Annotated in this window: 21 protein-coding genes; 17 read left to right on the forward strand and 4 right to left on the reverse strand. The window is 32.4% G+C overall.

What is annotated here, in order from left to right; all coding sequences use genetic code 11:
• Positions 1-271: 271 nt before the first annotated feature.
• The gene (locus VK90_RS26835; RefSeq protein WP_033719004.1) at positions 272-463 is read right to left on the reverse strand and encodes a hypothetical protein; all 192 of its coding nucleotides are present in this window, start codon (positions 461-463) and stop codon (positions 272-274) included.
• Positions 464-573: 110 nt separating this feature from the next.
• Between VK90_RS26835 and VK90_RS26840 the strand changes: the two genes are divergently transcribed.
• Entirely contained in the window at positions 574-762 is a 189-nt protein-coding gene (locus VK90_RS26840; RefSeq protein WP_002172196.1) for a hypothetical protein, read from the forward strand.
• Positions 763-1,314: 552 nt separating this feature from the next.
• Here the strand turns inward: VK90_RS26840 and VK90_RS26845 are convergent.
• Entirely contained in the window at positions 1,315-1,521 is a 207-nt protein-coding gene (locus VK90_RS26845; protein WP_002172195.1) for a hypothetical protein, read from the reverse strand.
• A gap of 216 nt (positions 1,522-1,737) precedes the next feature.
• Between VK90_RS26845 and VK90_RS26850 the strand changes: the two genes are divergently transcribed.
• The 6 genes from VK90_RS26850 (at position 1,738) to VK90_RS27765 (ending at position 7,089) form a co-directional block, all read left to right on the forward strand.
• A complete protein-coding gene (locus tag VK90_RS26850; RefSeq protein ID WP_048376597.1) occupies positions 1,738-2,742 on the forward strand; it encodes a DUF1835 domain-containing protein in 1,005 nt (334 codons plus the stop codon).
• Between the two features lie 147 nt (positions 2,743-2,889).
• Positions 2,890-3,294, forward strand: a complete 405-nt coding sequence (locus VK90_RS26855) for a hypothetical protein (protein WP_048376599.1) — start codon at positions 2,890-2,892, stop codon at positions 3,292-3,294.
• 160 nt (positions 3,295-3,454) lie between these two features.
• Complete coding sequence (locus VK90_RS26860) at positions 3,455-4,690, forward strand: cytochrome P450 family protein (protein ID WP_048376601.1); 1,236 nt, start codon at positions 3,455-3,457, stop codon at positions 4,688-4,690.
• Between the two features lie 267 nt (positions 4,691-4,957).
• The gene (locus VK90_RS26865; protein WP_048376603.1) at positions 4,958-6,241 is read left to right on the forward strand and encodes an MFS transporter; all 1,284 of its coding nucleotides are present in this window, start codon (positions 4,958-4,960) and stop codon (positions 6,239-6,241) included.
• A complete protein-coding gene (locus tag VK90_RS26870) occupies positions 6,231-6,860 on the forward strand; it encodes a Vat family streptogramin A O-acetyltransferase (RefSeq protein WP_025149118.1) in 630 nt (209 codons plus the stop codon). The genes VK90_RS26865 and VK90_RS26870 overlap by 11 nt, the downstream gene beginning before the upstream one ends.
• A 73-nt stretch (positions 6,861-6,933) precedes the next feature.
• The gene (locus tag VK90_RS27765) at positions 6,934-7,089 is read left to right on the forward strand and encodes a DUF1540 domain-containing protein (RefSeq protein WP_002172190.1); all 156 of its coding nucleotides are present in this window, start codon (positions 6,934-6,936) and stop codon (positions 7,087-7,089) included.
• A gap of 93 nt (positions 7,090-7,182) precedes the next feature.
• On the opposite strand, the gene VK90_RS26875 is transcribed toward VK90_RS27765, so the two are convergent.
• On the reverse strand, positions 7,183-7,680 hold the full coding sequence (locus VK90_RS26875; protein ID WP_048376605.1) for a PadR family transcriptional regulator: 498 nt from the start codon (positions 7,678-7,680) through the stop codon (positions 7,183-7,185).
• A 141-nt stretch (positions 7,681-7,821) separates the two neighbouring features.
• On the opposite strand from VK90_RS26875, the gene VK90_RS26880 reads away from it, so the two are divergent.
• From VK90_RS26880 to VK90_RS26915, 8 genes are all read left to right on the forward strand, one after another.
• Positions 7,822-9,036 (forward strand): cytochrome P450, encoded by a 1,215-nt coding sequence (locus VK90_RS26880; RefSeq protein ID WP_048376606.1) that lies wholly within the window; start codon positions 7,822-7,824, stop codon positions 9,034-9,036.
• A 112-nt stretch (positions 9,037-9,148) separates the two neighbouring features.
• On the forward strand, positions 9,149-9,727 hold the full coding sequence (locus tag VK90_RS26885) for a cysteine dioxygenase family protein (RefSeq protein ID WP_048376609.1): 579 nt from the start codon (positions 9,149-9,151) through the stop codon (positions 9,725-9,727).
• Between the two features lie 185 nt (positions 9,728-9,912).
• Positions 9,913-10,764 carry a Cof-type HAD-IIB family hydrolase gene (locus VK90_RS26890; RefSeq protein ID WP_048376636.1) on the forward strand — a complete coding sequence of 284 codons (852 nt, stop codon included), beginning with the start codon at positions 9,913-9,915 and terminating at the stop codon, positions 10,762-10,764.
• A gap of 265 nt (positions 10,765-11,029) precedes the next feature.
• Entirely contained in the window at positions 11,030-11,581 is a 552-nt protein-coding gene (locus VK90_RS26895; RefSeq protein ID WP_048376611.1) for a helix-turn-helix domain-containing protein, read from the forward strand.
• Between the two features lie 34 nt (positions 11,582-11,615).
• A complete protein-coding gene (locus VK90_RS26900; RefSeq protein ID WP_048376613.1) occupies positions 11,616-12,962 on the forward strand; it encodes a tyrosine-type recombinase/integrase in 1,347 nt (448 codons plus the stop codon).
• A gap of 4 nt (positions 12,963-12,966) precedes the next feature.
• Entirely contained in the window at positions 12,967-15,108 is a 2,142-nt protein-coding gene (locus VK90_RS26905) for a site-specific integrase (protein ID WP_048376615.1), read from the forward strand.
• Positions 15,074-15,547 carry a hypothetical protein gene (locus VK90_RS26910; protein WP_048376617.1) on the forward strand — a complete coding sequence of 158 codons (474 nt, stop codon included), beginning with the start codon at positions 15,074-15,076 and terminating at the stop codon, positions 15,545-15,547. Before VK90_RS26905 ends, VK90_RS26910 begins: the two co-directional genes overlap by 35 nt.
• A 205-nt stretch (positions 15,548-15,752) precedes the next feature.
• A complete protein-coding gene (locus VK90_RS26915; RefSeq protein ID WP_053081467.1) occupies positions 15,753-16,736 on the forward strand; it encodes a phosphotransferase enzyme family protein in 984 nt (327 codons plus the stop codon).
• A gap of 263 nt (positions 16,737-16,999) precedes the next feature.
• On the opposite strand, the gene VK90_RS26920 is transcribed toward VK90_RS26915, so the two are convergent.
• The gene (locus VK90_RS26920) at positions 17,000-17,575 is read right to left on the reverse strand and encodes a histidine phosphatase family protein (RefSeq protein WP_048376619.1); all 576 of its coding nucleotides are present in this window, start codon (positions 17,573-17,575) and stop codon (positions 17,000-17,002) included.
• 234 nt (positions 17,576-17,809) lie between these two features.
• Between VK90_RS26920 and VK90_RS26925 the strand changes: the two genes are divergently transcribed.
• Complete coding sequence (locus tag VK90_RS26925; protein ID WP_048376621.1) at positions 17,810-18,334, forward strand: GrpB family protein; 525 nt, start codon at positions 17,810-17,812, stop codon at positions 18,332-18,334.
• 691 nt (positions 18,335-19,025) lie between these two features.
• On the forward strand, positions 19,026-20,813 hold the full coding sequence (locus VK90_RS26930; RefSeq protein WP_048376622.1) for a PAS domain-containing sensor histidine kinase: 1,788 nt from the start codon (positions 19,026-19,028) through the stop codon (positions 20,811-20,813).
• Positions 20,814-20,984 lie beyond the last annotated feature (171 nt).

The following is a 20,984-nucleotide window of genomic DNA, read 5'->3' on the forward strand; positions in this document are numbered from 1 at the left end:
TTAACGGGCAGTAAGACTCCCACCTCAAAATTCGATTGTAAAGCAAAGAAGTTAGGTGGGAGATCAGCTGCCCTTAAAAGCCCGATTGGTTCAACTAATAATCAGTGGGGGATGAAGCCCCCCCACTGATTAAAGTTTCACTTTATATGGGTGCAAACATTGACCTTCAAAAGATATTATTTCTAGAATAAGACACCAATTTGAAAACTAAAATAAGGTTGCAAGTAGAAACGTGCACATTTTTTGTTGGGTTAGATTTTAGTTTGGAGTTCTAAGATTGTTGCATTTCTTTTATTTTTTTGGTTCCCAAAATACAACTAATAATTGCAAGTATTGCACTTGAAGATATAAAATTTACAGTCCAATAAATTCCTGTACCAGTAATTAAGTCGATAATTACAAATTTTTTAATTGCCGAACCTTGTACAGTATGAAAAATAAATTGGGTGTTTTTGTTGCCCAATGTTGTCACGTCCCTTATCTTTTTTTAATACATATGATAAGGTAGGCTTGTTCTAGTCATTTAATCTCAATGAAATGATAAAGAGCAATAAAAAGAGCAGCTAGCAAAATGTGAAGTATGTAAAAGTCTGTATGAATGGCGGAAGTGAGCACAAATTATCGTTGACTTTAGATCATTTTGAAGAACTTATTACTACAGAGAATGGGTTACTAGAAAATAAATTAGTTTGTATTGAAAATGTAATGATTAACCCTACTAATATTTCTTCTGTAGTAGAAAAAATTGGTGTGCCAGCTTAATTTATGGAAGTTTAAGGAGAGTAAAATAAAAAACATCCATCAGGGTGTTTTTTGTTTATGATATAGTAATTGTACTTTAAATATATGAAAAGGATTTTTGTGATTATGTAGAATAGCAAGAGTACGTTGATACAGAAAAAACTTTTCTAGCATGTTAGTTACCTCGATGTGTATCTATCTCTTTGGCACCTGGGCGAGGGTGCTTTTTTTATGCACATTTTAACAAGGTACAAGCATATATTACGTTATAGGACAAGTTCTTCGTGTTCTATTCAATACTCAGAGAAAACCTCTAATCACATGAGGGCATCCAATTGTAAGGGTGCTCTTTTTAGTTTGTAAAAAGTGTAGCTTCATAAGAATAATAAGAGGAGTAGCAAAATATCACTTACAATAAAATCGACATGTACTCATGTGTATTTAAGAAAAATCACTACGAATTCTTCTTCTACGTAAAGTATGAATCAATAATAAAGATCTAACTAGAAACAGTATTGCATTTGAATCATAGCAAGGTTAAGTAAAAGAGAAATCCGAAAGATTTCTTTAATCTTAGATCTTAAACTTATCTTTAACATTAATAAATATTAAAAATAATATTATGGCAGATATTAAGTTAGACAAGTAGAATTCTTGGTGAAACAGTAGCTCAAAGATGACATCGAAAGTGTATAGTAAACCAATTACCGGCAATATACAAATGAATAGATATCTCCAATTTTTTAAATATTGTTTGTAATTAATAAGTACTTTCTCCATAGATTTTGCTCCTATAATTTTTATTTTCTATATAATTATACATTTAAATAAAAAGATTTACAAAGCGTTTTAAAAATAAATAAAAATTACCGTTAATATATCACTGTACTAATATGAATTTTAAAATAGATATAATCTATAAAAAACTTTAAAACATCTACACTAAAATGATACACTATAATCTACGTTATTTTAGTAATGAATTGAGGGATTTATATGATAGATAAAATTAAAAATGTTGTTGATGAAATGTATGAGGATGAAGCAAAACAATTACTTCAAAGTATTCTTATACAGTTAGATCTATTAGAAGAAAACTATAGTGAAGATACAATTAAACACTTGATGGATATTCCTAAGCAACTAACGAGAAATAAATCTTATAAAAGGAATGTAAAAGAAAGCACACACGTACATATCGCTTTTGATGATTCAACAGCTGGGTGCTTAAAATATATGTTAGATCAAGAAGAACTACATGAAGAGAGTGTTGTTGCATTCTCTGAATTCTTTTCAATTGGACCGATACATATGTTACATAAGAATAAAGGGCAACTAGCAAGGCTGCAATGGCTATTAAACAACTTAACTGCTTATGATAGTTATTTTGAAGAAGAATATTTACCAAGATTTATGGAAACTTTAGAAGAACTACAATCTATACCTAATGAAACGCCTATTACAATTTGGAAGGCAAATAATGCCCATGAGCATGTGGGCCTTTGTTTTGTAATTGCTCAATTAAAGGATAAGAAAAATATTCGTGTTATAAATACATCTGAAGCGAACAAAAACATATCCAACCAAGAGTATGATATACGTGGAACGGGAGAATTATCGCCTGAAAGTTTAGCTACTTTCCAAAAAAGCTTTGTAGAATTACCTTATTTAACTACAGAGAACAGAATAGGTCTTGAGAATGAATGGAATCATTTATCGAATCGTACAGAGTTTTTAAGAGTTTGGATCGATAATGAAGTGCATTCTGTACAAGAAGACCATTTTGATCAATTCATTATTGATTGTGCGAAAAGAGTGGGTGCTGACAAAGGGTTCCTTAAAGCTCCGAGAGTGATTGGTGAAGCGCTTGGCCTTGTGGAGCAATTAGTTGGGGATACGTTTTTAGAGTATCGCTTAAAAGAATTAATTAAACAAGGATTATTTGAATTTGAAGGTTCACTAGAAGAAATGCGTTTTTATAGTGTGAAGTTGAGAAAATAATAAATACATATCGCTTTATGAAAAGCTCGTATTTTTCAAAATACGAGCTTTTTTGAGTTGAATTTGGGCTATATATAAGCTTCCTATAGATGCCATATCACATATTAATGTTAAAGGTAATAAGTGAAAAGAAGGTGATTTTTTATTATGTATAACCAACAAAACTACCCATATGATCAAGCGATGTATTATAATCCACAAAACTATGGATATGAATCTACAAATGAAGTTAGAGATGTTGAACATGAAGATTATAGACCAGATGATGCGGAAGATGCTCCAACATCACCACCTCCGTCACAAGCTCCGTCGTTACCTTCCACATTCTCTGCTCCTGCGCAAGCAGGAAATATGAAATCATTGATGTGTAACTGCCTAGGAAGATGGGGATATTTACGTTTGCATCGTCCTGGTCCATTCGGAAGAGACTTATGGTTCTTTCCGACAGAAGTAAGAAGAAGCGGAGTATCAGGATACACTTGGCAAGCTGGTCGTCGCCGTAAAGTAAGTTATCGATATCAACAAATTAGTAATTTTATGTGCTTCGCATAGAAGGAAGTGAGAGGGTAGAATGATTTTACTCTCTCACTTTTTTATTTTTCAATATACAAAGTAAGATTTTGGTTAAAAATTTACAATTTTCTAGTTTTTTCTGAAGTATAATTCAAATGTTGGGTTGATTTTTAAAAACAATTGAAAGTGAGGGAATGTAATGTCCATGAAAAACAAGGTTGGCCGAAAAATAGAGGATGGCATTAATTTGGCTTCTGCTCAGTTTAAAAAAGATGCATACGAAATTTATAAAGAATCGCGAAAAGTGCAACCTATTTTATTTGTTAATAAAGTCGAGATTGGTAAAGAATGGCTCATTACTAGATATGAAGATGCTCTGCCACTTTTAAAAGATAATCGCTTAAAAAAAGATCCAGCTAATGTATTTTCTCAAAATAGAATGAACATGTATCTTTCTCTTGATAATAGTGATCATTTAACAACGCATATGTTAAGTTCAGATCCCCCTAACCATAATCGTTTACGATTTCTAGTACAAAAAGCTTTTACCCCGAAGATGATTACGCAATTAGAAGGAAGAATTCAGGAAATCGCGGATGATTTAATAAACGGCGCACAGCAAAAAGGTACATTAAATCTTGTAGATGATTATGCGTTTCCATTACCGATCAATGTAATAAGTGAAATGCTCGGTATTCCAAAAGAGGATCAAGCAAAGTTTAGAATTTGGTCGCACGCTGTCATTGCCTCCCCAGTAACACCTGAAGAAATAAAAGATACTGAAAAGCAACTATCTGAATTTATTACATATCTTCAATATTTAGTTGATGTAAAACGACAAGATCCTCAAGAAGATTTGGTCAGTGCTTTAATACTTGTGGAAAGCGAGGGACATAAACTTAGTGCTCCGGAGCTATATTCAATGATTATGTTACTTATCGTAGCTGGACACGAGACGACAGTGAATTTAATTACAAATACGGTATTAGCACTTCTAGAAAATCCGGATCAGTTACAGTTATTAAAAGAAAATCCAAAACTAATTGATTCAGCTATAGAGGAAGGCTTACGATACTACTCACCAGTTGAAATTACAACTGCAAGATGGGCGGCTGAGCCGATTCAAATTCACGACCAAACAATCCAAAAAGGAGACATGGTTATTATTGCATTAGCTTCAGCAAACCGTGATGAAACAGTATTTGAAAATCCAGAAGTATTCGATATTACACGAGAGAATAACCGCCACATTGCCTTCGGACATGGTAGCCATTTCTGTCTAGGAGCTCCACTTGCTAGGTTAGAAGCAAAGATTGCTATTTCTACTTTGCTAAAACGTATGCCTGGACTACAAATAAGTGGTAATCGTGAAGAAATTAAATGGCAAGGTAATTATTTAATGCGTTCATTAGAGGAATTACCATTATCTTTTTAGAATAGTTATATTGAGACATGCATACATCACATATGATTTACATAGAGTATGTATGTGTTATTTAAATTCGAAACGGAAGGGTGAAGACATCCCAATGATCAACTAATTCTATTTGTAAGAGATCTTCGTTAAAAAACGAAATATTCTTCTGAATAGGATTAGTATGTACATTTATAGAAAAGGGATGAATTTCGCACTGCGAATATATAGTCTTTTTATCTGATTTGTGCTGCCTCCTGTTCAGTATGCGAAATAGGAGGCTTTTTTATGTCGACGACTGTAGAAACGAAACAAAATCATGGGGTATCAGAAGTATTAAAAAATCGATTTGTTCAAGGTATTCTTGCTTCAGCATTATTTTTACAAATTGGAATATGGGTTCGGAACTTTGCGGTATTATTGTATGTTATGGAAATGACGAAAGGTGATGCTTTCGCTATTTCCATGATTTCAGTTGCTGAGTTTGCTCCAATTTTTATCTTCTCCTTTATAGGTGGAACTTTTGCAGATAGATGGAAGCCGAAAAGGACAATGATATGGTGTGAAACTTTAAGTTCTTTATCAGTGTTCGCAGTATTAATTACTCTTATGTTTGGTACGTGGAAAATAGTGTTTTTTGTTACGCTCATTTCGGCAATCCTTTCACAGTTTTCCCAACCATCTGGAATGAAATTGTTTAAACAGCATTTATCGACAGAACAAATTCAGTTAGCGATGTCAATATATCAAACAATATTTGCAATATTTATGGTATTAGGGCCGATTCTTGGAACATTTATCTTTCACGGTTTTGGAATCTACATTTCAATAATAACAACTGGTATCGCATTTTTACTTGCAGCAATTGTACTATTATTTCTTCCGAAAGATCTTGAAAATGAAGAAGGGAAGACAGAAATCAGTCTGTTACAAGAAATGGTGGATGGTATTAAATATGTAAAAAAGAAAAAAGCATTAACTTTGCTCGGTTTATGTTTTATGGCAGCTGGACTTGGTATAGGCCTTATTCAACCGCTTGGAATATTTATTGTGACGGAACAACTAGGATTATCAAAAGAAAGTTTACAATGGTTATTAACAGTAAATGGTGTGGGGATGATTGTTGGTGGAGCTTTAGCGATGGTATTCGCGAAAAACGTTGCCCCGCAAAAGATGTTAATTGTAGGTATGCTTGGCCAGGCAATTGGGATTGGTATTATAGGCTATTCCACAAATTTATGGGTTACACTTACTGCACAACTTTTTAGCGGATTAGCTTTGCCGTGCATTCAAATAGGGATTAATACTCTCATTATTCAAAATAGCGATACGGATTTTATTGGACGGGTAAATGGTATTTTAAGTCCACTATTCACAGGTTCAATGGTAGTAACGATGAGTATTGCTGGTTCACTAAAGGAGCTGTTTTCACTAAGTACGATGTATGAGGGGACAGCTCTATTATTTGTTATTGGATTATTGTTTATTTTACCTATATACAATTTAAAGCCAGTAATAGAAGTAGAAAGTGAAATGAATGGTAAAGGAAGTGCTGTGCAACATGAATCCTAATCCAAATGTTAAATACCCAATTGAAGGAAATCAAAACGTTCATTTTATAAAAAATACAATAACGAAATCTAATATACTTGTTGGTGACTATTCTTATTTTGATGCGAAGCATGGGGAAACATTAGAAAATCGAGTATTATATCATTATGAATTTATCGGAGATCGTCTCGTTATTGGAAAGTTTTGTTGTATTGCATCTGGAGTTACCTTTATTATGAACGGAGCGAATCATCGGATGGATGGATTTTCGGCGTATCCTTTTAATATCTTTGGGAATGGCTGGGAGAAATTCACGCCTGATTTGTCTGATTTACCGTATAAAGGAGATACAGTTATAGGAAATGACGTTTGGATTGGTATGGATACAACTATTATGCCTGGAATAAAAATTGGAGATGGTGCAATAATTGCAGCTAAATCTGTTGTGACTAAAGACGTCGCACCATATACAATTGTTGGTGGAAACCCTGCAAATAAAATAAAAGAGAGGTTTTCAAATGCAATAATAGAAGAACTATTGCAAATTCAATGGTGGCATTTTGATATTGAGAACATAACCGAAAATATCGATGCTATTGTACGAGGGGATATAGGATCATTAAGAAAGTTAAAAAGGTAATAAAAAATGCATGACAAAAAGTATCATACCTCCGAATTTTGTTAATGATAAAAGAACAAGGAGGTGTGATACTATGGCACAAGACGTTTTATGTGAAGTAAACAACTGTAAATTTTGGGCTAACGGTAATAAATGTAGTGCAGACGCAATTTATGTAGTAAGTCATAAAGGGCAACAAGCATCTACAACTGAAGAAACAGATTGCAAAACTTTTAGTCCAGAAGTGTAAGTTTTTTTATAAGGGTAACCAAATCACGGTTGCCCTTTTATTAATTATATTATTGATAATAAATCTCATTTTCATTCATGTTTTTATAAATATTTATATTTTTTTCATGAGAGATAGTATCCAATTTAGTTCATGTTCAATACGCGATCTACTAAATTCAACAACTTCTGTAATAAAAGGGGCAACACCATCGAGTGATTGGATAGATATAAGCTGCTTATGAAGAACATCATGGCGCATAGTTAAAATTTCTTTTCTTGCCTCGTAATCAAGCTTTTCGAACAAGGCGATACGAACAAGAAATTCAGCATTGTTTACCGCAATTTTTTCAGGGAAATCTCTTAGCATTTCATAAAATATCTCTTCACCTGTTTCTGTTATTTCATAAATATTTCGATTTGGTTTTCTAACTTGCTCATGAATTTCTTTCGTTATGGCACCCATATCTTCAAAGCGCCGAAGAGCAGGATAAAGCATGTTATGGTTTAATTCAAAATTCTCACCTAAACGATTTTGGATATTTTTCTTTATTTCATATCCATGTTTTGGTCCAGTCGTTAATTCTGCCAGTAGTAAAATATCAACATACATAAAAATCCCCCTCATAATATTTCTCAAGTTCCTATTTGAAGATTTCAGCTTTGTATATGTTAAAATAACATATGTTAGATTATACACCTTTGAACTGCCGACCTATCACTTTTATTGTAAAAGAAAAGGGAGGAAAGAACTATGGATTCACCTGAAAATGTTATTTTAGTTCATGAAATTTCAAAGCTGAAAACAAAAGAAGAGTTATGGAATCCGTATAAGTGGTATCAATATATGAGAGATAATCACCCAGTATATTATGATGCAGAGCAAGATGTATGGAATGTTTTTTCATATGAGAATGTTAATCGTGTTCTATCAGATTATCGATTGTTCTCGAGTAAAAGAGAGCGCAGACAATTTTCAATTCCACCTTTAGAAACTAGGATAAATATAAACTCTGTTGATCCCCCAGAACACCGTAATGTACGTTCAATCGTCTCTAAAGCATTTACTCCAAGAAGTTTAGAACAGTGGAAACCACGAGTACAAGCTATTGCGAATGAACTTGTACAACATATAGGAGAATATAATGAGGTTGATATTGTTGAACATTTCGCGGCAGCTTTACCTGTAACTGTTATATCCGATTTATTAGGGGTACCCACAACTGATCGTAAACAAATTAAGGGATGGTCTGATATTTTGTTCATGCCATATAGTAAAGAGAAATTTAATGATTTGGATACGAAAAAGGAAATCGCTTTAAATGAATTTAAAACGTATCTTCTACCGATTGTTCAAGAAAAAAGATATCATTTAACCGATGATATCATTTCAGATTTAATACGAGCTGAATATGAAGGTGAAAGATTAACAGATGAAGAAATCGTCACTTTTTCATTAGGACTATTAGCTGCCGGTAATGAAACGACTACTAATTTAATTATTAATAGCTTTTATTGTTTTTTAGTGGATGCGCCTGGAATATATAAAGAATTACGAGAAAAACCGAATTTGATTTCAAAAGCGATAGAGGAAGTATTACGATATCGCTTTCCTGTAACATTAGCTCGTCGTATAACTGAAGATACGAATATCTTTGGACCTTTAATGAAAAAAGACCAGATGATTGTTGCATGGGTCAGTGCAGCAAATTTAGATGAACAGAAGTTTCCACAAGCTTCTACTTTTAATTTACATCGAGTAGGAAATGAAAAACATTTAACTTTTGGAAAAGGGGCTCATTTTTGCTTAGGTGCACCGCTTGCACGTTTAGAAGCTGAGATTGCATTAAATACTTTTATAAATACTTTCGAAAAAATAGAGTTATCTCCATCTTTCTGTTTAGAAGAATGTATACTCGAAAATGAGCAAACATTAAAGTATTTACCTATTCGTTTAAAAACTAAATAAAATGTTCGACAAGGTGCATACATTTGCATCTTGTTTTTTGTTTCTCAATTGTAGGTATTTTAATCCTTTCGTAAGATGGAAGTGTATGGAAGAAAAGAGAGGAGAGATACTCATGTTAACGTGTAATGAAAGTAAGACGTTTCAAAAGTTTATAAATGGTGTAACTGATCTTATGGATAGTAGGTTACATGAGGAACAAATAGTAAGTAAAATTGAAAAATTACTTGAAAAACTTTTAGAAAAGAAAACATGGCTTCCGTTAGAAAAACAAAAAACGGATGCAGCTCAATATGCACGTCACTTACTATATGAAGATCCATTAAAACGTTTTGAAGTATTAGCTCTTGTATGGAAAGATGGACAAGCTACGCCTTTACATGATCATGATGGCACTTGGGGAGTAGAAGGGGTTTTTTCAGGAAGAATAATGGTTCGAAACTTTTTACAAACTAAGCAACTTGGAAGTTCTCTATTTCATTTAACACATACAGGTAATATTTATTTAGGAGAAGGAGAAACAGATAAAGTGATTCCACCTGCTGATTGTCATATTCTTGAAATAGAAGAAAACGATAGAGTTGTTACGATCCATATTTACGGAAAGCAGTTAGAAAAGTTTAAAGTATTTATCCCAACCAAAGAAAAAAATGTGTACATGTGTGAGACGAAATATATTACTTATAATTCATAGTTAAAAATGCAAAGCTTTCATTAAAATAGAAAAGCTTTGCATTTTTAATTTTATTTATTAATATCTCTTGACCTGAAACGCTTTTCATAAATTATAAATAAGAAGTACTTAACGAGTTCAATATGAAAACGATACCTTTTTTGTTAAATAGATCTCGTGTATTTATAGAAAGTGGTGAAGAAATAATGAAATTAATTGCAATTGACTTAGATGGTACCCTTCTTTCCGGTAATAAAATGATTAGCAAAGAAAATGCAGAAGCAATTCGAAAATGTCAGGAAGCAGGACATGTCGTGGCAATTTGTACAGGGCGTTCAATCGTTGATATTGAACGGTTATTGTTAGAAGTTAATTTAGAGTGTCCAATTATTGCGGAAAATGGTGCACTTATTTATAAAGATAAGAAAATGATGAAAAGATATCCAATTCAAAATATCCAGGCCCTTGAAATTGTTGAATACCTTGAAGAAAGTGGCATATATTATCAGCTCTATACTGATAAAGGAGTATATGTACCTCATTACGGAACTGAAAGTGTTCTTAATGAAATTGAGAATGTGAAGAAATCAAATTTAGATGTTGATTTACAAGAGCTAGAAACGATTGCCGCTTTATATATTGAGCATACTGCATTTCATAATGTTGAAACTTGTAAGGAAATTGTAGAAAGTGATCTATATGTGCATAAACTTTTACCATTTTCTTATGACATACAAAAGTTAAAACAGCTAAAAGAAAAATTTAAACATAATAAAGAATTAGCAATCACATCTTCATATTGGCATAATTTAGAGATTAACCATTATAATGCACAAAAAGGTAAAGGCTTATATACTTTAGCAGAACATCTCAATATTCCATTTGAAAATACTGTAGCGATAGGTGATGGACTAAACGATGTTTCAATGATGGAAAAAGCAAATATATCAATTGCGATGGGAAATGCAGTTGATGAAATAAAGGAAATTTGTCATTTCGAAACATTATCAAATGAAGAACATGGTGTTGCACATGCTTTATATAAATATGTAATGTAACAAGAAAGTAAAAAAGAATCTAATGTGTAATATTAAAGTAGATTCTAACCAACCAGGCTTTGATAAGCCTTAATGTTAATGAAATGTTGCACATTTTATTAACGGAAATACATCACTAATTTCTAGTGGTGTATTTTTCTTTTAGAAGACCTCTTCATGACCTCATTTACTACCACAACAAAAAAACATATTTACTACAGCATTCAATTTTTGTATAATTAAAATAGAATATTCTGGAAATAGAAACTTTTAATGAGGTGTGTTTATGAAAATATACACAGTCAAAGAAGTGTCCTCCCTCATAGGGAAGCATGAAGAAACAATTAAAAGGTGGATACGTTCTGGTAAGCTGCCTAATTCATATCGCAATAGTGATAAAGAAGGATGGCGGATACTTGAAAGTGATTTACTGCATATTACAGAGATCGTTCCCACAAAAGTAGAACCCCACCAAGATTCCCACATAAATCCTTTTACAAATGAAGAAGATACGTTAGTAAAATTAGCATACGAAGCTGTTACACTTACCTCGCCTACGAAAGAAATCCATTCTGTCTTATCCGTTGTTGGAATTAAACGCACTTTAGAAATACTACTTATTATGCAACAATCTGCTACAAAAGTGAAAAACCCTGATGGGTTTATAAAAAAAGCGATTCGTGAAAATTGGAGTCCAACTACTCTTCCCGTTAAATTACCTAAAAAACAAAACAAACGCTTATCTGATCTTACACAGCAAGATTACGATACAATGCAAAACAAAGCAGAAAACACTTACCAATCAAAGATTACTCTATACAATTGGTTAGAAGATTAATTATATTTAAAGTTTCTGGAAGGTGATTTATACAATGAGCCAAGGGTTTTATTATGCATATTGTCCAAAGGGTGTTGAAAGTCGGTATGAATTGCTAGTGTTTAATAGCAACAATGAGCCATTTCTACCATTAACGGCCTTTTACCAAGATAATATAGGAAGAATATCGAAAAGTTCAGCTTTATCCTATTTACAATGTCTGTTACCTTTTTTTAATTGGTTAGAAAAGCATAGTAACTATCAAGGTAGACATGTGAAATGGGATGATTCACCAGAAGTTTTACGAATAGCCATTGAAGATTATTTAAAAAGCGAAATGGAATGTAGGGTTCGTGAAAAGGAGAATTTTTGCTTTGTTAATTTAACAAACAAAAGCCCTAATACTGTTAACCGTTTTTTATCTGCGATTAAATCATTCTATAAATCGCTTATTCGCTTAAAACAGTATAACTATCCCAATCCATTAATAGATTCCCAAGCTATTCTAAATGATTATCGCATCCATGTTGAAGGTGTTAGAAAGGACAAGCCACGCATGCCTGCTGTTAGTGGAACAGAAGAGCCTTTAGAACATCGTAGATTAACGGATTCTTATTTCAAAATTATCAATGAAGAATGGCAACCTAAGATTATTGATGACCCTCACTTACCCTTTCAAGTCTATCAGGCAGGGAAAAATATAAATTGGTCTCAAAGAGAAACGGTCATATCACGAATGCTTTTTGAAACAGGAGCTAGAGCTTCAGAAATCATTGAATTAACCATTGGAGATTATCGGTCAAGAAAGGGTCACCAAGAAGTCATTACATTCAGTAAAGGTAGCTATGGAAGGAAGGTAAAATTTCTTCGATTTAGTAAAGATACTGTAAAACGCCTTTTTCAATATATTAATACCGAAAGAATGAAGTATGACCCAGACCATTTTAATTATGAACAACTACCCGATGAAGCACCTATATTCCTTTCAGAGTTCGGAACTCCCTTAACGTATTATGCTTGGTATTATCATTGGAACACGGCAATGAAACATGCTGATATTAAGTTAAATCCACATAAAGCAAGGCATTGGTTTGTTACAACTAGACTTAGAGAGATTCATAATGTTTCCAAAAATGAATCCGAAATCCACCAACGAAAAAGTGAGCTTATCAAGTATATGAAATGGAAAAATCCAGATACCCTTAAAGTCTATGAACATTTTTTTGACGAAGAAAAACATAGAAAATCGCATGATGAAATGCTTGAAAAGATGCAAAAAAACGAACTGGAATATGCACGGAGAAAAAAGACGGAGAAAAAAATTGAACCCCACTTTGCAACAATTGAAGTGCAAAAAGAAATAGATCATGATTTACAAGAACTGTTAGAGGGGTTGGAGTAAGTATATGTCAACAGTGATTAGAGATGTACCAAATAATGAATGGTATGATAAATTAAAGGAAAAAGTGGATGAAAAGATTCTGCACTTAAAAGACTCAAGAGGTATTTTCCTATTAGATAAATTAGATGAAAGAAACTTAAAGTATTTCTTGAGCGCTTGTGTTAATAAACCTTGGGCGAATCATCTCTTATTAGGGATACTTACTAGTGCGGATAAAAATCTAGATTCGCGTACAATTAGAAATACATTAGTAAATACTAATCCTAGATTCCAAGATATTTTTTTAGCATTTAATTTGAATACGATGTCAGAATTTGATGTTGCGGAACATCTGTATAACTATTTTAAAGGAACAGTCTATCCAGAGCATTCCAATTCTATGAGGATGAGTTTTTCTAGAAATTATAGGGCACTTTCCTCTCAAATGAAAAAATGGTTAACTCATACATTATCAATCGAACAACAAGAATATTTTGAGCAATTCCTTTTTCCTATACCTTTATTTAACTCAAGTGATTTTCCATTTGAAAAATTAGCGACAGAGCAGGCACAAAAAAGTCGGAAAGATGAAACAGATGCTATCGTTCCTTTTTTGCCAAAAATTCGATCGGAAGCCCATTTCCGCTGGAATCAAATAAAACGTATAAGGGAAAGTTTTCAAAAAACAATAGAACGTGTTAAAGAACAAAACTTGCCCCTTCCACTAGAATTTCACTACGAAGAGCCGACACGAATTGGAGAACGTTTTTACTTTCGTCTATGGGATAAGCGATCATTTATATTACACCACGAAGAACAATTTCCCGAAACAATAGTTAAACAAGCACAAGAACGTAAATCAACCTATTCGAAAAACAATAATTATCACTTTTTAGAATTCGTAAAATCTGAATCTTTACACGGAGATGACGAAGTAGAAGGAATATGGTTTACTGATTTAATTGAAAATAATGTTCTAGGAAATTTTTTTCAAAGAGCCACCAAAGAAGAAATAAAACAAAAACAAGACTTTCTAAAATTGTGGGGGTACATGGATATGAATTCTGAAAGTAAATCCCCTCCGTTTGCTAGTGGTCATAAAGATGTAATAAGTTCTTCTGTTTTTTTAGGGCGCCATAAAAATAATGTAAAAGGTATTTTCTTTGATATAGAACCTTTTTATGTTGGATGTACATTCGGCTTATTAGCGATAGATATTCTTACAACAACTGGAGCAAGAATAAATGAACTATTGCAAATTAGCAACACTAAAGAATGTATACAAACCAAAATGGTAAAAGAAAAACTCCATTATTCATTTTATGCGATTCCAAAAGGAAGAGATGTTGTAGAAGAATTTTATGTGAGTAAACAAACAATGCAAATTATTCAAACCGTCTCACGAATGCTAAAGGATTATTATGGGGGCAAGATTCCAAGTGTTGAATATCGTCATGATAGAAAGCACTTGTTTCCAGAAGAAAAGCCTTATTATTTTCAATATAATCACAAAGCTTTTAAGATTCATGCAGTGTATGCCTGTATGCGATTTCTACTACATGGCTTAAGATTTGAAACACAAGATGGCTCTCCAGTAATTATAAAAACACACTTATTACGCCATGCATTTGCAACAGAAGCTGTACAACGTCAAAAGATGCCTATTGATATTTTAGCAAAAATTCTGCATCAACGAGACTTAACGGTAACTGAATACTATTCCGCTCCAACTCCAAGTCAAATTGCTGAATCGGTCGGTGAACTTCAAGATGTGATTTCAAGTTATGTTGACATAGATGATGCGTTATTACGAAGTCCAAAAGAACTTCAAAAAGAACTTACAGATTATAGTGAAAAAGTTGGAGTTTTTAATAACGTTTTAGGTGGTACTTGTGTAACAGATTATGTATGTCCCACGAAGATGGCATGTTTAGGATGCAAAGCAAAAATCCCACAACCAGAACAAGAACATGAACTATTAGAAGCTATTAAGGTTGCAGAAGACATGGAAAAACGTTTCAAAAAAATTGGGCTCGAAATTGAAGTAAGAAAAGCAAAAGAAATGCGGAAACAAGCTAAAATTGAATTAAAAGAAATTGATTTGATCAAAAAATATAGAGAGGAACAGAATTATGAACCAGTTATCAAATCTAACACCTTCTGGTAATCGTTATTGGCTGAGCTCTGTCCACGAACAAAGAAAAAATCGTTCTATAGAATTAGGCATATTGACAATTGATACTCTCGTTTCAAATGGAGTTCCTGTAACATATAAAAACATTCATGAAAAATCAAAAGAACTCGATGTAACAGGGAAAGGTATCCACTCCAATACAATAAAAAGAAATGAGGAACTGTATTCCTACTACAAACAATATAGTAAGACTTTTAAAATAAAACAAAACAAGAAAAAGACTGCACCACAAACCACATTTGATGAATCAACTATCAGAAACATTTCACCTAGTCGCAATATTTTAAAAGTAAGAAGTAAATATATGAAATTATCTAAAGAAGAACTTGTAGATAAACTTATTCAGACGGAACAATACCTTGCCCGTAATCATCAAAAATGGGTTACTAGTCATTTTGAAATGTTTAAATAACTAATACTGTTCAGTTCGAAAAATGTTTTAGACTGAACCTCCTTGGTCTAATTGGATATTGCTATTTGTATTTGTTTTATTAACTAGAATATAGATTTAGACTGACGAATCGTTTATATTTCATGATAAGGGTTTTATTAAAATAAAGTATTAGACTGGGTAGTGAATATACATTTTGTCTAATGGAAATGAGGGAGAGAAAGTAATGGGGATTCCAAATAAAACGTTAGTTAAAGTTCTTAGTGAATATGGACTTGTTCGACCAGAAATCACATTTCTTAAACATAATGAAAATATGACCTATAAGGTGACAGACTTAGCTGATGGCTTTATCTATTTATTACGTGTTCATCAACCTTTCACAGAGAATTTATCCGGACTACAGCACACAAAAGAAGGATTAACAAGTGAGCTTCAACTACTTCTTGATATTGCTAACAATACAGATCTTGAAGTACAGACCCCTATCAAAAATAGTTTTGGCAAATTTATTGTGGAATTTGACTACCAGAAAACTCCTACTATGACTTCCCTTACAAAATGGATTGATAGCCGAACCTTAAACAAAGAAGACTTTTCAAATCCCGAAATAGTCAAAGCGTTTGGAACTCAGACAGCCAAATTACATCAGTATTTACGCACATATAACCGAGCACTTCAACAAGTTAGACCGAATTATGGAGCAAAAAGAATAGATACTATGATTCAACAAATTTATCGCGGCATTGAGAAAGGATTGTTCAGTCAGTCTAATTTTAATACGGTCGAGAAATCTTTGAATTTGATCAGCTCACGTCTTGTGAATTTAGAAGGACTAAATGCATGGGGAATCATTCATGGGGATTTGAACATGAGCAATGTTCTTGTTACAAAACTAGGAGGCGTCGCCTTTATTGATTACAGTCTATTTGGGTATGGGTATTACTTGTTCGACGTGGCAATGGGGGCATTAAATTCCACGGCTACAACCAGAAATTTATTTTTTGAAGGTTATTTCGGAAAGACTGAAGTACCTGAAGATATTTTGATGGTTGTTGAAGGGTTCATGCTCATGTCTGTATTAGGTTATTATGCTTTTCATATGGAAAATGAAAAGATTCATACATGGATTAGAGAACGGATGCCTTTGTTATGTACAAAACATTGTCTACCTTTCCTGAATGGAGAACATATACTTTATAATTTCTAGTTAGTATTACTGGTAGCAGTTAAACTAACTAGAAGCTACTGGTAACTAAGTAAAAATCTAACTTTAACAGAATTCATATAAAAAAGGTGTTTTCAAGTATGGAAAGCACCTTTTCAGTCTACAACTATTTTTTAATAGTCTAATACTTTTTTCTATAGTCTAAAACATTTTTTAAATTAAACAAATACTTTAGTTGAAAAACAATCTATAAGCGTGAGGTATAAAAAAACAGCCATTTCATAAAAGAAACGACTGTATTCCTTTTAATATATTTGTTTAAACCATCCAGTTTCTTTTGGGAAGTCTTTTCTTGTTAGTTTTTTTCTGCTAATGACTTGCCTGTATGATGTTATGGTTCCATCGTGTGACACCACATATATCCGTTCGACACTTTGGCTTCTGCACCATTCAAGAAAGTTGTGTGCCAATATATTAAACTCTTGTTCAGGCATAGTATTTATTCCAGAAGTCCAAAGCTCTTCTGGCACCGCTTCACTTAAAGCAAATGTTGGATATTCTTCCTTAATCAATTTCTTGTTTAAAATCCTATCACAAGGAAGTGTTTTCCACTCTGGGTTTTGTGGAAACATTCTTGGTGATACCAAAGGGCTGACTACTTTTTTGCAATTTATATTTTCACTCCAAATGGATGCTGTCTGTAAAGTCCTTCTAATAGGACTTATGACCATTATATCTGATTCAGTTAATGTAAATTGTTTTTTTAGTGATTTTGCTTGAGATACACCATCTTTAGTTAAACCAGGGTCTATAAGTTGTAAACTACCTGGTAAATCCAAGGTGTGTTCGCCTTGCCCGTGTCTAATAAATATTATTTCCATAGGGGGCTCCTCCTTCACGCTCTTGCTCCATTAAATTACCTATTTGATGAATAAGTATCTATATGTATTATACTATAAAATGTAATTTTCACCTCGAAAAGCAACAAAGTTACGAAAAGTGCCTTTCTTAAAGATTGTTGCTTTTGGATATAAAAGTGAAAATTCACTTTTTACGGTATGATAGTTACAGAGATTTACTCGATTGTAAAAAATAGAAATTAAGGGGAATGCTTAATGAAGGTTAGACTATCAGATTACACTGAAAATTGGAAAGTGATGTTTGAAGAAGAAATAAAAATATTAAAAACTATTTTTGGCGATGAAATAATATCTTTTGAGCATTTTGGTAGCACTTCCATTCCAGGCATGAAAGCAAAGCCTGTAATAGATATGATGTGTATAGTAAATGATATCAAAAAAATAGATACATACAATGAACAAATGAATTCAATGCAATATGATGTAGCTGGTGAATGGGGAATAGCGGGTAGAAGATTATTTCGAAAAGGTGGAGATAATAGAACACATCATATTCATTTTTATCAAGTTGACAATCCACAGATCGAACGTCACTTAATATTTCGAGATTATCTTCTTGCAAATCCAAAAGAAGTAAATAAATACAGTCAATTTAAAGAAGAATTAGCGAATAAATATGATTCAACCCGTAATTATAGCCCTGCTAAAAAAGCATTTGTTTCAGCAATGGAGAAAAAAGCACTTGCTTGGTACAAAAAAGTAAAAAACATGCATAAATAAATCTAAATGATTGATTGTTTTAATACAGTATAGAACACAGCCGTTTCTTTAATGAGACGGCTTTTTTATACCTCACGCAAAAAGTTCAAAGTGATACTGCTTGAGTTTTGACAAGCACTTAGTAGCATCTTCCCACACTCTAAATGGCTCTCGACTTACTTATGGATAGTTATAAGGGGAGAACAAATGCTCAAAAATCTTGTTTCATTTTTCAAATCAATTGTGGTAATACATAAATGTTGTTGTAGTAAATGAGGTCATAAAGAGGTCTTTTAAAAGAAAAATACACCACTATTCAATAGTGATGTATTTCCCTTGATAAAATGTGTAACATTTTACCGAATCCCTTGTTTATTAAAGGATTTACCAAATATACGCCCTTTTAATAAAACAAAAAGGATTCTTTTTTACTTTTTATTAGGGGTAAGGTATTCTATGAGTCTCATAGAAGCCTTATTACTCTTTATTATATAGAATATATTGGAATAAATGTTTATATTTTTCATAACATTTATGAATATTCTGTGAACTTTCCATTCAAAATCACTACATATTTTCTGTTTTTTATTGAAAAATAAAATTAATTTGAATAATTATGCTATCACTATATACCTGTACGGACATTATCCGTATAATGGAGAAGTATGAATTTTAAACGGGTATTAAATTTGCACATAGAGGTGAAAAAAGAATGAATGCTCGGCTGATGGAACTTATTGATGTGAGTACAATAGAAACCATGGCAGAACAATTTTATAAATTAACTAACATATCACATCAACTTCTTGATGCTGAGAAAGAATGTGTTTTTTCATTCGGAATGAATGAAGTGAAAAATAATAATCTTCCAAAGGTTGAAATCCCCATTTTCTTAAACAATCAACATTTAGGTTCTTTTGTAGTTTGGTCTAAAAAAAGCGAAGTTTTCAATTGTCAAAAATACTTTGAAATGCTTTCGAATCTTATTATAGATGGAGCTACAAATGCTATTCAAAGTAAAAATAATAATTTACTCTTTCGAAAGGAAGAGGAATTATATATGATTTTACAAAACATGCCTGTTATGGTTGATGCACTAGATAACAACGGCGATTTCGTTTTATGGAATCGGGAATGTGAAATTGTAACAGGTTATACAGCCGAAGAGATTATCGGGAACCCAAACGCACTTCAAATATTATATCCTGACGATAATTACCGTCACCAAATACAAAAAAAATTCTTAACTTGCGGGAAAAATTTTAGAGATTGGGAAATGCATTTAACATGTAAAAATGGTGAAGTCAAAACGATAATGTGGTCCAATATTTCAGACCAGTTTCCTGTAATAGGATTTAGTTACTGGGCTGTTGGGGTAGATATTACACATTTAAAAGCAATAGAAGAACAACTAAAACAACAAACCTCTGAATTGGAACTTATTTTTAAAGCTTTACCAGATCTATGTTTTTTAACAGAAGCTGATGGAACAATTATAGATTATAAAGCTGGATCACCTACAAAATTTTACGTACCTGCAGAAACCTTTATGGGAAAAAAGTTTTACGAGGTGTTACCATCTCCAGTAGCACAGCAATTTCGAGAAGCAATTCGTCAAGTAAAAGAAAAAGAATCCACTGTAATTGTTGAATATCCACTAGCACTTAAAGGAAGTATAGATTTTTTTGAAGCTAGATGTTTACCATTGCTACATGACAAAATTATGGTTATTATACGCGATATTACAGAGCAAAAAAAGACAGAAGAATTACTAAATAAATCAGATACACTTGCAGCAATTGGACAATTAGCAGCTGGTGTTGCTCATGAAGTGAGGAACCCTTTAACTGTAATAAAAGGATTTATACAACTATTCCAAATTAACAAAGAGGATCAAGAAAAGTATTTTGATCTTATGCTTTCTGAAATTGAGAGAATTGAAGCGATACTTCAGGAGTTTTTGTCGATTGCTAAAACAGATGAAATTCCTACTGAAAAGAAAAATATTTATAAAATATTTGAAAATGTCGTGTCATTGATTAACACAAAAGCGATTATGACAAATATTCAAGTTGAATTAATTGCAGATTCAAGTGAACTAATTATTGAATGCTCTGAAAATCAATTGAAACAAGTATTTATTAATATTTTGCAAAATTCAATCGAGGCAATGCCAGATGGCGGGAAAATTTCAATTCATATGAAAGAAATGAATGAAGACGGAGTCATTATAGATATAGTCGACGAAGGAATAGGAATACCAGAGGAAAGAATTAAGAGATTGGGTGAACCATTTTATAGTACGAAAGAAAAAGGTACTGGAATTGGATTGATGTTAAGTTACAAAATTATCGAAAGTCACCAAGGGGCTATTAGTATTATGAGTGATGTTGGTGTCGGGACTACTGTAACAATTTACTTACCAAAAACGCAAAGTGAACTGTACATATCAAAGAGTGAAAATAAATCCGTAATAGTACGCTCTATATTTAACTCGTAAATAATTAAATACGCAAAAACAAAGGGCTTAGTGAAAACTAAGTCCTTTGTTTTTGCGTATTTTTAAATTTTATTTTAGTAAACTTTACCTTTTCTTTACCATTACTTAAATTTCTATTAAGTATTAATCATTATATTAGTATTTATACAATGTAATGTTTAGAATTTCAAC

The sequence above is a fragment of the Bacillus sp. LK2 genome (assembly GCF_001043575.1).
GTDB lineage: Bacteria > Bacillota > Bacilli > Bacillales > Bacillaceae_G > Bacillus_A > Bacillus_A paramycoides.

What these genes read in the sequence shown, in the direction of transcription:
- VK90_RS26845 (WP_002172195.1), bottom strand. Translation starts at nt 1,521, where the DNA reads ATGGAGAAAGTACTTATTAATTACAAACAATATTTAAAAAATTGGAGA.
- VK90_RS26850 (WP_048376597.1), top strand. Translation starts at nt 1,738, where the DNA reads ATGATAGATAAAATTAAAAATGTTGTTGATGAAATGTATGAGGATGAA.
- VK90_RS26855 (WP_048376599.1), top strand. Translation starts at nt 2,890, where the DNA reads ATGTATAACCAACAAAACTACCCATATGATCAAGCGATGTATTATAAT.
- VK90_RS26860 (WP_048376601.1), top strand. Translation starts at nt 3,455, where the DNA reads ATGTCCATGAAAAACAAGGTTGGCCGAAAAATAGAGGATGGCATTAAT.
- VK90_RS26865 (WP_048376603.1), top strand. Translation starts at nt 4,958, where the DNA reads ATGTCGACGACTGTAGAAACGAAACAAAATCATGGGGTATCAGAAGTA.
- VK90_RS26870 (WP_025149118.1), top strand. Translation starts at nt 6,231, where the DNA reads ATGAATCCTAATCCAAATGTTAAATACCCAATTGAAGGAAATCAAAAC.
- VK90_RS27765 (WP_002172190.1), top strand. Translation starts at nt 6,934, where the DNA reads ATGGCACAAGACGTTTTATGTGAAGTAAACAACTGTAAATTTTGGGCT.
- VK90_RS26875 (WP_048376605.1), bottom strand. Translation starts at nt 7,680, where the DNA reads ATGTATGTTGATATTTTACTACTGGCAGAATTAACGACTGGACCAAAA.
- VK90_RS26880 (WP_048376606.1), top strand. Translation starts at nt 7,822, where the DNA reads ATGGATTCACCTGAAAATGTTATTTTAGTTCATGAAATTTCAAAGCTG.
- VK90_RS26885 (WP_048376609.1), top strand. Translation starts at nt 9,149, where the DNA reads ATGTTAACGTGTAATGAAAGTAAGACGTTTCAAAAGTTTATAAATGGT.
- VK90_RS26890 (WP_048376636.1), top strand. Translation starts at nt 9,913, where the DNA reads ATGAAATTAATTGCAATTGACTTAGATGGTACCCTTCTTTCCGGTAAT.
- VK90_RS26895 (WP_048376611.1), top strand. Translation starts at nt 11,030, where the DNA reads ATGAAAATATACACAGTCAAAGAAGTGTCCTCCCTCATAGGGAAGCAT.
- VK90_RS26900 (WP_048376613.1), top strand. Translation starts at nt 11,616, where the DNA reads ATGAGCCAAGGGTTTTATTATGCATATTGTCCAAAGGGTGTTGAAAGT.
- VK90_RS26905 (WP_048376615.1), top strand. Translation starts at nt 12,967, where the DNA reads ATGTCAACAGTGATTAGAGATGTACCAAATAATGAATGGTATGATAAA.
- VK90_RS26910 (WP_048376617.1), top strand. Translation starts at nt 15,074, where the DNA reads ATGAACCAGTTATCAAATCTAACACCTTCTGGTAATCGTTATTGGCTG.
- VK90_RS26915 (WP_053081467.1), top strand. Translation starts at nt 15,753, where the DNA reads ATGGGGATTCCAAATAAAACGTTAGTTAAAGTTCTTAGTGAATATGGA.
- VK90_RS26920 (WP_048376619.1), bottom strand. Translation starts at nt 17,575, where the DNA reads ATGGAAATAATATTTATTAGACACGGGCAAGGCGAACACACCTTGGAT.
- VK90_RS26925 (WP_048376621.1), top strand. Translation starts at nt 17,810, where the DNA reads ATGAAGGTTAGACTATCAGATTACACTGAAAATTGGAAAGTGATGTTT.
- VK90_RS26930 (WP_048376622.1), top strand. Translation starts at nt 19,026, where the DNA reads ATGAATGCTCGGCTGATGGAACTTATTGATGTGAGTACAATAGAAACC.